This is a genomic window from Halorientalis brevis (assembly GCF_042678165.1).
In the GTDB taxonomy this organism is placed as follows: domain Archaea; phylum Halobacteriota; class Halobacteria; order Halobacteriales; family Haloarculaceae; genus Halorientalis; species Halorientalis brevis.
On sequence record NZ_JBHUDJ010000003.1, the window covers coordinates 384,478 to 396,459 of the forward strand.

At 63.8% G+C, this 11,982-nt stretch carries 15 protein-coding genes and 1 tRNA gene; 8 read left to right on the top strand and 8 right to left on the bottom strand.

Annotated elements, in window-relative coordinates; translation table 11 throughout:
* Positions 1 to 159: 159 nt before the first annotated feature.
* A tRNA-Arg gene (locus tag ACFR9U_RS09035) sits at positions 160 to 244 on the bottom strand.
* Positions 245 to 602: 358 nt separating this feature from the next.
* Here ACFR9U_RS09035 and ACFR9U_RS09040 point away from each other — a divergent pair.
* From ACFR9U_RS09040 to ACFR9U_RS09050, 3 genes are all read left to right on the top strand, one after another.
* Positions 603 to 1,049 carry a hypothetical protein gene (locus ACFR9U_RS09040; protein ID WP_247374957.1) on the top strand — a complete coding sequence of 149 codons (447 nt, stop codon included), beginning with the start codon at positions 603 to 605 and terminating at the stop codon, positions 1,047 to 1,049.
* Between the two features lie 85 nt (positions 1,050 to 1,134).
* Positions 1,135 to 1,905 (top strand): universal stress protein, encoded by a 771-nt coding sequence (locus tag ACFR9U_RS09045; protein ID WP_247374954.1) that lies wholly within the window; start codon positions 1,135 to 1,137, stop codon positions 1,903 to 1,905.
* A 94-nt stretch (positions 1,906 to 1,999) separates the two neighbouring features.
* Positions 2,000 to 2,773 (top strand): helix-turn-helix transcriptional regulator, encoded by a 774-nt coding sequence (locus ACFR9U_RS09050; protein ID WP_247374951.1) that lies wholly within the window; start codon positions 2,000 to 2,002, stop codon positions 2,771 to 2,773.
* Here the strand turns inward: ACFR9U_RS09050 and ACFR9U_RS09055 are convergent.
* The 3 genes from ACFR9U_RS09055 to ACFR9U_RS09065 form a co-directional block, all read right to left on the bottom strand.
* A complete protein-coding gene (locus ACFR9U_RS09055; RefSeq protein ID WP_247374949.1) occupies positions 2,736 to 3,704 on the bottom strand; it encodes a hypothetical protein in 969 nt (322 codons plus the stop codon). The two genes, ACFR9U_RS09050 and ACFR9U_RS09055, sit on opposite strands and share 38 nt — an antisense overlap.
* Positions 3,705 to 3,892: 188 nt before the next feature.
* Entirely contained in the window at positions 3,893 to 4,330 is a 438-nt protein-coding gene (locus ACFR9U_RS09060) for a GNAT family N-acetyltransferase (protein ID WP_247374945.1), read from the bottom strand.
* A gap of 42 nt (positions 4,331 to 4,372) precedes the next feature.
* The gene (locus tag ACFR9U_RS09065) at positions 4,373 to 5,338 is read right to left on the bottom strand and encodes an alpha/beta hydrolase (protein WP_247374942.1); all 966 of its coding nucleotides are present in this window, start codon (positions 5,336 to 5,338) and stop codon (positions 4,373 to 4,375) included.
* Between the two features lie 144 nt (positions 5,339 to 5,482).
* Between ACFR9U_RS09065 and ACFR9U_RS09070 the strand changes: the two genes are divergently transcribed.
* The 4 genes from ACFR9U_RS09070 (at position 5,483) to ACFR9U_RS09085 (ending at position 8,861) form a co-directional block, all read left to right on the top strand.
* On the top strand, positions 5,483 to 6,847 hold the full coding sequence (locus ACFR9U_RS09070) for a geranylgeranyl reductase family protein (RefSeq protein ID WP_247374940.1): 1,365 nt from the start codon (positions 5,483 to 5,485) through the stop codon (positions 6,845 to 6,847).
* A gap of 86 nt (positions 6,848 to 6,933) precedes the next feature.
* Positions 6,934 to 7,770, top strand: a complete 837-nt coding sequence (locus ACFR9U_RS09075; RefSeq protein ID WP_345893347.1) for an aldo/keto reductase — start codon at positions 6,934 to 6,936, stop codon at positions 7,768 to 7,770.
* Between the two features lie 72 nt (positions 7,771 to 7,842).
* Positions 7,843 to 8,622, top strand: coding sequence for a hypothetical protein (locus tag ACFR9U_RS09080; protein ID WP_247374918.1), 780 nt, complete (start codon positions 7,843 to 7,845; stop codon positions 8,620 to 8,622).
* Between the two features lie 47 nt (positions 8,623 to 8,669).
* Positions 8,670 to 8,861, top strand: a complete 192-nt coding sequence (locus ACFR9U_RS09085) for a DUF7333 family protein (protein WP_247374916.1) — start codon at positions 8,670 to 8,672, stop codon at positions 8,859 to 8,861.
* A 4-nt stretch (positions 8,862 to 8,865) separates the two neighbouring features.
* Here the strand turns inward: ACFR9U_RS09085 and ACFR9U_RS09090 are convergent, their stop codons facing one another.
* From ACFR9U_RS09090 to ACFR9U_RS09105, 4 genes are read right to left on the bottom strand one after another with little or no spacing between them, the layout of a single operon-like run.
* Positions 8,866 to 9,372: a DUF7122 family protein gene (locus tag ACFR9U_RS09090; RefSeq protein ID WP_247374912.1), complete on the bottom strand. Its 507-nt coding sequence runs from the start codon at positions 9,370 to 9,372 to the stop codon at positions 8,866 to 8,868.
* A complete protein-coding gene (locus ACFR9U_RS09095; RefSeq protein WP_247374909.1) occupies positions 9,369 to 10,277 on the bottom strand; it encodes an RsmB/NOP family class I SAM-dependent RNA methyltransferase in 909 nt (302 codons plus the stop codon). Before ACFR9U_RS09095 ends, ACFR9U_RS09090 begins: the two co-directional genes overlap by 4 nt.
* A gap of 54 nt (positions 10,278 to 10,331) precedes the next feature.
* Positions 10,332 to 10,616, bottom strand: a complete 285-nt coding sequence (locus ACFR9U_RS09100) for a hypothetical protein (RefSeq protein ID WP_247374906.1) — start codon at positions 10,614 to 10,616, stop codon at positions 10,332 to 10,334.
* 57 nt (positions 10,617 to 10,673) lie between these two features.
* A complete protein-coding gene (locus ACFR9U_RS09105; RefSeq protein ID WP_247374903.1) occupies positions 10,674 to 11,015 on the bottom strand; it encodes a DUF6114 domain-containing protein in 342 nt (113 codons plus the stop codon).
* Positions 11,016 to 11,137: 122 nt separating this feature from the next.
* Between ACFR9U_RS09105 and ACFR9U_RS09110 the strand changes: the two genes are divergently transcribed.
* Entirely contained in the window at positions 11,138 to 11,875 is a 738-nt protein-coding gene (locus ACFR9U_RS09110; protein ID WP_247374881.1) for a proteasome assembly chaperone family protein, read from the top strand.
* The last annotated feature ends 107 nt before the right edge of the window (positions 11,876 to 11,982 follow it).

Consider the following 11,982-nt stretch of genomic DNA (forward strand, 5'->3'; position numbering starts at 1 on the left):
ATTTTTTGCAGGAGTGGTGCCCACAGCGTCGCCTTCGGCGGCGCGAGGACACCCGACCGCAAAAAAGGTACTAACGGTACAGTGCGAAGGGGATGGATTGAACATCCAGTTCGGCCGTGGAAAGACCGCGTGTTGCCGGTTACACTACCTTCGCGCGAACGAAAGGGGAAGGATTCGAACCTTCGAGGCCGTAGTGGCCACCCACCCAGAAGGTGGATGCTCTGCCAGGCTGAGCGACCCTTTCGAGCGAACGCGTCTACGTCCACGCCGGCAGCACACGTTGTTATTCGGTCTATACGCGCTCTGGGTCGCGGGTACGAGCCGTATACTGGGCTCCGGGCCACTGTCGTGGACGTGTGCTTTCCGTCGACGATGGAGACACTTACTGGACGGGGCGTCACAGCGATCCCGGCACCGGCGGTCGAACCCTGCGTGCTCCCGGTCTAGCCGCTCCCTACTTCTCTCGGCGAGGTCGTATCCACGGGGAGTGCTTGCGGCGAGATGCGGTCGGCACGGTTTCGGGATGCGACCTGTCGCGTGGCCGACGGTCGTGTCCACTTTCAGTGTGCGGTCCCTAGTGGGTCTCCCTTCGGGGGCAAGTCATGACTCCGACTCACAGCCGGGCACAGGACGACGAGGAACCGAACATCGACTACAGCTGGCAGGCGTTGACGGACGTCGAGAACTACTATCCGAACGCGCGGTTCGCGATCATCTCGCCAGTCGTCGACTGGAGCCCCGAACCAGCGGACGTGCGCGATAGCTGGTACGCCGACTACAACACGCGGATGATTCGCTGGCTCAACACCGGCGAAGTCACCCAGTTGTTCGTCGCGCACGACGCGGATCTCAGCGCGTACGTCCCTGAACTGGGATACGTGATCGATCCGGACAAGGAACGACGACAGCCGCAACTGTTCGAGATGGGACGACAGTTCTCGCCGTTCGGGGACAATCCGCAACTGTACGACGTTCACGTGAACACTGTTCGTCAAGATCTCGAGGATCGGCTCCTTCAACGCGAAGACTGGTGGCGCCAATCCCAGTGACTGATGGTCCGTTCGGCCCCTCGGCCGCGTGGAGGTGATGCCACTAAGACGAGCGAGTTCGTATGGTGTATGTGGTCACTCGCCAATGGTGAACACCAACGACTATCGCGTGCTCGTCCCCGTCGACGTGCTCGGAGGGCAGGACATCTCACGGACCTTGGTCGAAGCGTTCGCGTCGGTGCCGGTCGTCCTGCTCGGGTACCACGAGATCCCCGATCAGACCGCGCCGAGTCAGGCGCGCGCGGAGTTCGGGGAGACAGCCCGATCGGAACTCTCGGATCATCACGCAGTGTTCGAAGCCGCCGGCTGTGACGTGACGTCGAAGCTCGTGTTCACGCACAGGCCTCTCAAGACGTTCGAGCGCAGCGCAGTGCTGTTGGACTGTGACGCCGTGCTGTTGCTCAATCCCGCCCCAGTCCTCGATCGCATTCTCGTCGCGATTCGTGGCGACGTCAACGTGGAGCGCATCGCCCGACTCGTCGGGGCAATCGTGGCCGATACCGAGATCGCGGTCACGTTCTTTCACGTCATCGCCAACGAGGCCCACCGCGAAGACGGCGAGACACTCGTCGAGACGGGGGCGTCGGCACTCGTCGAAGCTGGCGTCGACCCGAATCGCGTCGAAAGCAACGTGGTCGGTAACGGGTCTCCGATCGAGGCGATCCTCGACGTCGCTGGCGAGTACGACCTCTTCGTGGTCGGGGAGAGCCGGCCGTCGATCCGTCGATTCGTCTTCCGCGATCGGGCGAAGAAAATCGCCAGACGAACAGTCGACCCGGTTCTCGTCGTCCGGGGTGACTACCTCGACGCGGCGGACGAGGCGATCGAGCTGCCCGGCGACGAGAAACTGTTATGAAATGGTATATCCGCGTCTAGTTCCAGACTGAGTGCCCATCATAATCTGACTCCACCAGAACGCTTTACTCGGTAACGGGGTCAGATACGCGTACATGAGTGCCGATCCCGTCGCCGAGATTCTCCACGTCTTCCACAAACGCTACGAGATTTTGAAATGTATCTGCGACGGACAGTTGGACAAACGGGAGATCGAGGACAAGATCGACTCGTCACGCCCGACGATCGACCGGGCGTACCGTGAACTCGAAGACCTGGGGATGCTCGCGTCGACGGGGACGTCGTACGAACTGACGAACTTCGGCAAACTCTGCTGTGAGGAGTTCGCGCGGACGGAAGACACCCTCCAGACGGTCACCGGGATGGAGGACATCCTCTCGTATCTGCCGCGAGACGCCGGCTTCGACGTGGGACTGCTCGAAGGCGCAGCGGTTCACTACGCGGAGGAACACGCGCCCCAGGAACCGTTCGTGGAAATCGTCGACGTGGCGGCGAATGCGAGCGAAGTCAAGGGGTATTCGAGTACGATCATGCCCCACTACGTCGACTCGTTTCACTCGCTCGTCGTCGAAGCGGGGGTTCCCACGACGCTCGTGTTTACCGAGGACGTCGTCGAGACGGGCCACTCGAACTACGCCGAGAAGTTCGGCGAGATCGTCGCGGCCGAAAACTCGACCATCTACGCGACCACGGAGGTGTACACCTACGGGACAGTCATCGGCGACGGGACCGTCGCCGTCCCAGTGGGAAACGAACGGGATCGGCTGCACGCGGTCATCGTCAACGACACCGACTCGGCGGTCGAGTGGGCCTCCGAGTTCCTCGAGCGGATCATTGCGTCTGACCAGAGCCGTCGACTGTCAGCGTGATCTCCGACTGTTCGTCGTTCTGAATCGGGACGTCACCCACCGGGATTCCGAGGACGTGCTCGGCGCCCGTGCCGACGTCTTCGGCGACGAGCGCGGCGCCCCGCGCTGACGCATAGGGTTCCAGAACGTGAACGGGTGCGGTGTCGGTACACTGCTCGTAAATCCGGCGGGCGACGTCGATCGGCTGTTCGCGACGAACGAGCCGCCCGCTGAGGAGAACGCCGTCGAGTGACTCACCGCAGATCCCCTCTGCGAACGGGACCAGCGAGTGGATGTTGAACAGCGTCGACCAGTACACCTGTTTGAGGATCTCTGGATCGGTGATCTCGTGTGCGTCAGAGAGCTCGTGGCCCTGGCGCGGCAGGATGCCACACTGCATGAGGATGTCGTCGAATCCCTCTTCTTTCCCGTGCCGGACTGCCTCCAGGTCGGGCCAGCCGTGGACCAGGCCCAGCCAGTGGAAAAACCCCCTCAGTCGGCCATCGGAGACGAGGCCGGACATACAGGAGGAACTGGCACACGCCCAGATGAACGCGTCTCCGTTCTCACTCGTCGCCCGAAACCGCTCCTGTGCGCTCCGGACGGCGGCCACCTTGTCACCGCCACTCCACGTCGAATGGTGTCTGAAGAGCGGATGGAGCGTCTCCAGGCCGTCGTGAACGCCCGGGAGGACGACCGCCGGGATCGACGAGTCCTGCAACTGATCGAAGACCACGGCGCCGGCTCCGGTTTCGTACCCGAGGCCGAGCAAGTCCTTGACTCCCCTATTGGAGACGGATTCGATGTCCGTGATCTCTGAAATGCCGTTGCCGTAGGAGTAGGTGACCGTCGCCAGCGTGACGTTCGAGACGCCGATCCGCTCGTCGATGATCTCGAGGACGCTTTCACACGCTTCGAGTTCACGGCGATCGATCTGAAACGCGGACCGCACTCGTCCCCCCTCTCGACTCGCCACTTTGATTCCGGTCGTCGAATGGTCGATGCCGACATACATATCTCTCAGTTAATTATTCACTGTTGGCACTACCCCGAAGTGTTAATCCGTGATCGGAAATCAGACTCTGATTCGCGACGCCAGTGCTCGGCAGAACGTTCCCGGAGTCCCGTGGCGGTGGGCGGCTAGGACAGTCGCTTTGTCATCTCGACGTGGGCGATTCCTGCTTCCTCGAACTCTTCACTCACTGTGCGGTACCCGAGACGGTGATAGAACGATTCGACGGCGGTCTGGGCGTGGAGAACGAGCGTCGAGAGCCCGCGGCGACGTGCTTCCGCTTCGACGGCCGTCACGAGATCGCGTCCCCAGCCGTTCCCACGGTGTGCCTCGCGAACGGCGACGCGCTCGACTTTTCCCGTTTCGTCGTCGAGTTCTCGAAGTCGGGCTGCACCGATCGCAGTCCCCTCCTCGCTGGCGAGGAAGTGGACGGCGTCGTCGTCTTTGCCGTCGTACTCCAGCGATTCGTCCACGCCCTGTTCCTCGACGAACACGGCGTGGCGCACGCGGAAGGCAGCCGCTCGGTCGGATTCGGTAGCGGCGACGCGGACGTCGCTGGCAGGCATACGACGCCCTACACGCTGTGACACAAAAAGACTCGCCGTGGATCAGGCTTTGTGGATCTGCTCTGCGACTTCGTCGATCCCGTCGTAGGCGTGATCGACGATCCCTTCCATGTTCAGGAAGGCGTGCACCATCGACTCGTGGTTCGAGTATTCGACGTCGACCCCGGCTTCGGCGAGGCGGGTGGCGTAGGCGTGTCCTTCGTCGCGGAGAGGGTCGTAGCCACACGTCATGACGAACGCCGGCGGCGTTTCGGCGAGTTTGTCCTGCCGGGCGTTCATCGGGAAGGCCCACTGGTGGTGGGCGTCGATCTCGTCTTCGATGTACTGGTTTGCGAACCAGAGGAGGTCGTGGGCGGTGATGAAATAGCCCGTGCCGTTCTGTGAGCGAGACAGCATCGGGTCCATGTACGTCGTCGCCGGGTACAGGAGGATCTGTCGCGAGATGTCCGGCATCCCGCGCTCTGCCGCCATCAGTGAGACGACTGCCGACAGGTTCCCGCCGGCGCTGTCGCCACAGACCGACAGTCGGTCGGTGTCCCCGCCCCACTCGTCGGCGTTTCGAGCCGTCCACAGCGCACCCTGGTAGGCGTCTTTCGCCGCGGCCGGCCACGGGTGCTCCGGCGCGAGGCGGTAGTCGATGGAGACGATGACTGCCTCGGCGCGGTCACAGAGCAGCCGACAGAGGTTGTCGTGCGTCTCGACGTCGCCGATGGCGAAGCCGCCGCCGTGGAAAAAGGCGACCGTCGGGAACGGACCGTCGCCCGCCGGCGCGTAGACGCGCGCCGGAATCGGATCCTGCCCCTCTTCGAGCCCCTCCTCGATCTCGACGTTTTCGACGGTGCCGACTTCGACCGGATCGTCCCCGGCCAGGTCGACCATGATCTCGAGCTGTTGGCGCGACTCCTCGGCGGTGTCCTGCGCGAGCGTGATGTCGTAATCGTTGAGCAGATCGAGCATGTTCTCGACGTGCTCGTCGAGTTCCCCCCGTTCCGGCTGGTCGTCGAACATAGCCCACATTGTGCCAGTTACACATATCAATCTTTCACCGTACATCAGAGGGCAATTTTATTGGAAGCCGACTAGCCCAGAGTGGTTTACAATTTGCATCGCGGATACGTTCTTTTTTATGAGATGACCGTATAGGCTCTCGCAATGACTAAGCAGTTCGACATCGTCGTCGTTGGGGGTGGCACAGCGGGATCGTTCGCCGCTGCAACGGCGGCAAAAGCAGGCCTCGACGTCGTCATCCTGGAACGGAAAAGCGAGGAGGACGCCGGCGACATCGCCTGCGGGGACGCGGTCAAGGGGAAGGCGACGTTCCCTGACGTGATCGACCGCGAGTACCTCCGCGAAGAGTCGTTCATCAACCAGAACATCCAGAAAGCCGTCTTCGAGAACCCCAAAACCGGCGAGACGCTGGACATCCCGTTCGAGGAGAACGGGGCTATTCTCGACCGCAAACGCTACGGTGAAGTCCTCCTGGAAGAGGCCGACCGCGTCGGTGCGGAGATCCACTACGACACCGTGGTTCAGGACGTCGTCCAGAACGGCACGGTCGAGGGCGTCACGGCCACCCGAAACGGTTCGACCGTGACCTACGAGGCCGACGTGACGATCGACGCGGCCGGCTCGCTCTCGATCCTGCAGGACAAGGCCGACCTCGAAGACGCGACGTTCGACACGAACGTCCAGTACTCGCAGTTCTGCTCCGCCTACCGCGAGGTCGTCGAAGTCGAAGAGCCGGTTCCCTACGACGACGCTCTCTACTTCAAGCCGACCGAGGAACTGGGCTATCTCTGGTACTTCCCGCGGACCCCGACGGAGATCAACGTCGGGCTCGGCTTCCAGATGAACAAGGAACCGATGCAGCTCGTCGAGTCGCTCAAAGAAGACCTGGAGACCCGACCCGAGTACCAGAACGCCGAAGTCAAGGACAAACTCGGCGCGGCGCTGCCGACCCGGCGGCCCTACGACTCGGCAGTCGCACCGGGGTTCATCGCCGTCGGCGACGCCGCCGCACACGTCAACCCGACGACGGGCGGTGGCATCCCCGGCGCTGCGAAGGCCGGTCACTGGGCGACGAACGTTGCCATCGAGGCGATCGAGGACGGAAACGTCGGCGAGGACGCCCTCTGGGAGTACAACCGCAAGGTGATGACCGACTTCGGGAAGCGCTTCGCCGCGATGGATCTGTACAACATCTGGGGCAGCGCCCAGGACGTGGACGAACTCGTCGACCTCATCAGCGCCATGCCCGGCCAGCAACTGCTCGACGTGATGGGCAAGGAAGGGACCGCCTCGATGAGTCTCGGCCTGAAGCTCAGAACCGCCGTCCGTACCTTCGGCCACTGGGGCACCATCTACGAACTGTACAAGGTTCACGAACTCGCGTCACAGCTCAAGGACGCCTACGATCAGTACCCCAGCAGCCCCGACGAGTTCGCGGCCTGGCGTGACCGCCGCGACGCCATCATGGACGACCTCTATGAGGTCACCGGCGCGGAAGCGAAGTACTGAGCGCCCTCTTTTTGTTCTGCCACTGATAGCTGGATTCGCCGCTTTCCCAACGTCTTTTGTCGTGGCAGCCGTGATTTTTGTTGATTATGTCTTCCCAGCGACTAGATCCCGACAGCGTCCCGCACGCCAGTGGCATGCCGATGCTCGGACTCGGAACCTGGCAGAACGAAGATCCCGAGCAGTGTGCCGATAGCGTCGCGACCGCGCTTGAGATGGGGTATCGTCACATCGACACCGCCCAAGCGTACGAGAACGAGGAGGCCGTCGGCCAGGGGATCGCACAGGCCGACGTGGACAGCGACGACGTGTTCCTCGCGACCAAGGTCTGGATCTCGAACCTCTCGCACGATGACGTGCTCGAAACGACCGAGGAGAGCCTCGAAAAACTGGGCGTGGACTACGTCGACCTCCTGTACGTCCACTGGCCGGCACGCGAGTACGACCCCGCCGACACGATTCCGGCGTTCAATCAGCTGTACGACGAGGGGAAGATCGAGCACTTCGGCGTCTCGAACTTCGAGCCCGAGCACGTCGAACAAGCCCGCGAGCACGCTGACATGCCGATCTTCGCGAACCAGGTCGAGTGCCATCCACTGCTCCCCCAGGAGGACCTGCGCGAGTTCGCCGCGGAGACCGACCTCGAACTGGTCGCGTACTCGCCGCTCGCTCGCGGTCACGTGTTCGAGAACGACACCATCGCGGACGTCGCCGACAAACACGACGTGAGCGCCGCCCAGGTCAGCCTGGCCTGGCTCCGCGAGAAGGGCGTCACGGCCATCCCGAAAGCGACGGGCGAGGACCACATCGCGGACAACTTCGAGAGCCTGGCCCTGGAGTTGGACGACGAAGACGTCGCAGCCATCGACGCCATCGACGAGGTCGACCGGCGAGTCCACCCGGACTTCGCGCCGGACGCCTGGTAACCGACCGGCATATTTTTAGCGAAGTCTCGGCACCCAGAATGGTTATACCACGCGCGTTTGAACCCGTGGCGTATGGCAGCCGGAAGCCGGACCGCGAGTAGCCAACCGGGCGTCATCGACGGTATCCGGTACGATCTGGTGCGGATGCACGAGACCTGGATGGAGCTGTTCTTCCCACGCCAGCGCAGCGAAGGGAGTTCCGTCCTCGGGAAGTGGCAACCGAAGACGGCCCGCGAGAAACTCACTTACAACTCCTGGCGGCTCATCGGCGCCCCCGTCATCGGGTTGCTCTATCCCCTCGTCCTGTTCGGCTATCTCCTGCGGTTCCAGAGTCGACGCATCGATTACACAGCAGCCAAACTCGGCAAAATCGGCGTGTTCGCCCTCTTTCTCCTGTTGTGGGGCGGACTCACGGCAGTGGCACGGGTCCGGTTCACGCCGGCCGGCTTCTTCGCGGTCGGCGCTGCCTCGGGCGTCGCCGTCTTCTCGGCGCTGCTCGCCCTGCTGTTCCGGTCGCTCGGCGGTCGACTGACGACCGTCGTGTTCGCCTATCCGTTCGCGATGACCGCCATCTTCCTCCCACCGGTCGTCGCGGCGCTGTACTCGCCGACCCTGGCGGCGGCGATCTTCCCGCGGAGCCAGACCATCGCCATCTGGATCCTCGACAATCCCCTGTCCTTCCTGGACCTGGGCGAGTATCTGCGCCGGACGTACGACCTCCGCGGGGTCGCCTACGCCGGCATGTGGTTCGGCCTCGCCGTCCCCGTCGGCTGGGTACTCGGCGTCCTCGTGACGCTCGCCGACCTCGTCCGGCCCAAACCCACGAGCACGGACGAGGACGACGACGAGTAATCGCCGCGAACGCAATCCTGATTGCTGTCGGTTCCTCTCGGACGAATATGGAGTTCGACCTGGCCACGACCGGTGCGGTGTTCCTCGGACTGATCGCTATCGGCGTTGGCGGACTGGCCGCGTCTGGCGTGATGGCCACGGAAACCGTCCTGATGATGGTCCTCCCCACGACGCTTGCGTTCGGCCTGATCTGTCTCTTCCTCGGCGTCAAACACGGCGAGTACCGCGTCGCCCGCTGAGCCGTCAGAGGTCGCGCTGTCGACCTTTCGGAATTTGCGAGCGGAGTTCGCCGTGGAGGTACAGGCCGACGCCGAGCGGCTCCGGTTCGCCGACGAAGTCGTGTGTCACGACGAGATACCCCCAGTCGCCGTCCCACTCGATCTCCTGGTCGTGGCCCGCGACGAACGCCTCGGCCTCGACAAGGGAGAGGTGGATGACGTTCTCGGTGGCGTGTGACCCGAAGCGCTGGACGGCGTCGGTCGTGGGTTTCCAGTGTTCCCCGCGAGTTCGGAGCATGCTCATGCCGAGCCCCTCGACGCGTACCGGTGACTCCACCTCGCTCTGGAACGCCCAGATTTTCCCCTTGCCCTTCTCCCAGAACGTGACGTCTTCGAAGACTTCAGGGTCGATGCCGAACCGCTCGTCCCACCAGTCGAGGACTTCTTCGCGGGTGGGTCGTCCCTCGCGCTCGCGCTCGTCAGCCGTGGGCGCGAGGCGGTCGAACTGCTGGCCATCGTGGTCGTCAGTCATCCCGTCACCTCCAGTTTCGCACAGAAGAACCCGCCCGTGTCGTTGTGGTGGGGGTAGATTCGTTTGGCCTCACGGACGCTATCGTCGTAGGTCCGACCCTGCCACTCCGTGATGCCGGGTGCGGACTCCAGATCGAGATCGAACGGGACCATCTCGCAGTCCTCCTCGGCCAGCGCGTGGTCGAGGACGGCCTCGTTCTCCTCGGGTGCGAACGTACAGGTCGAGTAGACAACCGTCCCGCCCTCGCGGGTGGCCTGGATCGCACGGCGGAGGATGCCCTTCTGGATGCCCGCGATCCCCTCGACGTGGTCGAACGACCACTCGTCGAGCGTGTCGGGGTTCTTCCGGATGGTCCCCTCGCAGGAACAGGGCACGTCCACGAGCGCCCGGTCGTACTCCTCGCCGTCCCACGGTTTCAGCGAGTGGTTGCGCGCGTCCTCGCGCGTGATGCCGACGTTGGTGACGCCGAGGCGCTCGGCGTTCGAGCGCAGCGCGGAGATGCGCCCGAGGTTGTTGTCGGTCGCGACCAGAAGTCCGGAATCCTCCATCATGGCCGCGAGTTGTGTGGTCTTGCTTCCCGGGGCGGCGCAGGCGTCCCAGACGCGCTCGCCGGGTTCCGGGTCGAGCACCGTCGCGGGAACGGCCGAGACCTCTTCCTGACCGTGGAGCCAGCCGTGGAAGTACGGCCAGTTGCTCCCCGGCTGCGTGTCGGGCAGTTTCAGCACGCGGGGATTCCACGCGGTGGGTTCGTACGGAATCCCCTCGTCGTCCAGTGCGCGCCGGGCGCGCTCGACGGTCGTTTTGATCGTGTTGACCCGGACGACCGACGGGAGCGGGCGTTCGCACGCCGCGTAGAACGCGTCGACGTCGTCGATCAGCGGTTCGTACCGCTCCAGTACCTCCATTGGGACTGTGTTGTCGCCGCCCGATAGAAACCTCCGTCGATGACTGCCGACCGCTCAGTAGTCCTCGCTCTCCAGCGCTGTCAGATGCTCCTGGATCTCCGGGAACTTCTCGACGTCGACGAAGCCACACTCCGCGCCGCCGTAGAACGATTCGGGAATCTCCGTGTCGGTCAACAACAGCTCGGCGTCCCCGTCGACGTGGTTGACCTTGTCGATCGGGACGAGCCGCATGTCCGACTCGGCTGCGCGAACGCACACGACGAGGTCGTCTCGAAACAGGACCGCGTCGAACTCCTGGGCTTCGTACTCCGCCGTGGTGAACAGCGTGATCGCATCCATGCCTTCTCCCAGTCACTCGGCACGGATAACGTCTGTTGTCATTTCCCCGCGCTCGGGCTACTCCGCGTCGGGCGCTGGTTTCCAGGCCAGCATCAGGTTCCCGCCGATGAGTCCGAGGACGAGACCGACGAGCAGCCCCCCGAACGCGCCGAACAGCGAGAGGATCGACAGCACCATCGCGACGACTCCCAGCTCCGTCGAAAAGTCGTGTTTCACGTGGGCGAGGATGCCACAGGCGACGATCGCACCGCCGAGCATGATCCCGACGGCCGCGTTCCCGCCACCGCCGATCAGATCGAGGAGGTGCTGGAATCGGTACGGGACCACGGCGATGACGATCCCTGCTACCACGACGATGAGGGGGCCGAGAATCGGGCCGCGCGTTGACGCCTCGCTCATACCCGTCGTATCGGCGCCACGCCACAAAAGTTCACTCGCAGTGAACTGTCACTGGGCGCGGCCGTGTCTCACCCACAACACTCGCCCGCGGGCTTATGAGAGGGCGCTCCCTCTGGCCAGACATGGCACACGTCGACCTCCACGCGGACGGAATCGAACTGGAATCACCGGTGCTGGTCGAGGGGCTGCCCGGCGTCGGCCTCGTCGGAAAGATCGCGACCGATCACCTCGTCGACGCCTTCGACATGACCCACTACGCCACCTGTCGCTGCGAGGGGTTGCCCGACGTCGCCGTCTACCGCGAGGACGACGCTGCGGTAAGGGGTCCCGTCCGCATCTACGCCGACGAAGAGCGCGATCTGCTGGCGCTCCAGAGCGACGTTCCGGTCTCGCCGAACGAAGCCTCGGAGTTCGCCGCCTGTCTCAGCGGGTGGCTCGCCGAGATCGACGCGTTCCCCCTCTATCTCAGCGGCCTCCCCGCCGAAAAAGACGGCATGCCGAAGCTTCACGGCGTCGCCACCGGCGACGCTCGCTCGCGCCTCGACGAACACGACATCGACGCGCCCTCCCAAAGCGGCCTCGTCAGCGGCCCCACCGGCGCACTGCTCGCCCACGCCGAACGGATGGATCTCGATGGCGTCGGTCTGGTCATCGAATCGAACGCCCAGTTCCCGGACCCCGAGTCCGCCCGGGTGCTGATCACCGACGCGATCGCTCCCCTCGCCGACGTCGACGTCGACACGCAGAAACTCGTCGACCAGGCCGAGGAGATCGCCGAGGCCCGCCAGCAACTCGCCCAGCAGATGAGCCAGCAGACCGACGAGAGCTCGCAGGCGAAGCCGCTGGGGATGTTCCAATAGTACCTTTTTTAGCGGGGGCATCGCGCTCGCCCCTGGCGAGCGCTCAACCCCCGTCAAAAAATCTACGCTAAAAAAAGCGGAACTCGCGACCCTGCCGCGAGTTCCGT

Excerpts from the sequence above, each read along its gene's own strand:
- ACFR9U_RS09080 (WP_247374918.1), top strand. The coding sequence starts at position 7,843 with ATGGCAGCCGGAAGCCGGACCGCGAGTAGCCAACCGGGCGTCATCGAC.
- ACFR9U_RS09060 (WP_247374945.1), bottom strand. The coding sequence starts at position 4,330 with ATGCCTGCCAGCGACGTCCGCGTCGCCGCTACCGAATCCGACCGAGCG.
- ACFR9U_RS09075 (WP_345893347.1), top strand. The coding sequence starts at position 6,934 with ATGTCTTCCCAGCGACTAGATCCCGACAGCGTCCCGCACGCCAGTGGC.
- ACFR9U_RS09085 (WP_247374916.1), top strand. The coding sequence starts at position 8,670 with ATGGAGTTCGACCTGGCCACGACCGGTGCGGTGTTCCTCGGACTGATC.
- ACFR9U_RS09045 (WP_247374954.1), top strand. The coding sequence starts at position 1,135 with ATGGTGAACACCAACGACTATCGCGTGCTCGTCCCCGTCGACGTGCTC.
- ACFR9U_RS09040 (WP_247374957.1), top strand. The coding sequence starts at position 603 with ATGACTCCGACTCACAGCCGGGCACAGGACGACGAGGAACCGAACATC.
- ACFR9U_RS09050 (WP_247374951.1), top strand. The coding sequence starts at position 2,000 with ATGAGTGCCGATCCCGTCGCCGAGATTCTCCACGTCTTCCACAAACGC.
- ACFR9U_RS09095 (WP_247374909.1), bottom strand. The coding sequence starts at position 10,277 with ATGGAGGTACTGGAGCGGTACGAACCGCTGATCGACGACGTCGACGCG.
- ACFR9U_RS09070 (WP_247374940.1), top strand. The coding sequence starts at position 5,483 with ATGACTAAGCAGTTCGACATCGTCGTCGTTGGGGGTGGCACAGCGGGA.
- ACFR9U_RS09090 (WP_247374912.1), bottom strand. The coding sequence starts at position 9,372 with ATGACTGACGACCACGATGGCCAGCAGTTCGACCGCCTCGCGCCCACG.
- ACFR9U_RS09100 (WP_247374906.1), bottom strand. The coding sequence starts at position 10,616 with ATGGATGCGATCACGCTGTTCACCACGGCGGAGTACGAAGCCCAGGAG.
- ACFR9U_RS09065 (WP_247374942.1), bottom strand. The coding sequence starts at position 5,338 with ATGTTCGACGACCAGCCGGAACGGGGGGAACTCGACGAGCACGTCGAG.
- ACFR9U_RS09110 (WP_247374881.1), top strand. The coding sequence starts at position 11,138 with ATGGCACACGTCGACCTCCACGCGGACGGAATCGAACTGGAATCACCG.
- ACFR9U_RS09105 (WP_247374903.1), bottom strand. The coding sequence starts at position 11,015 with ATGAGCGAGGCGTCAACGCGCGGCCCGATTCTCGGCCCCCTCATCGTC.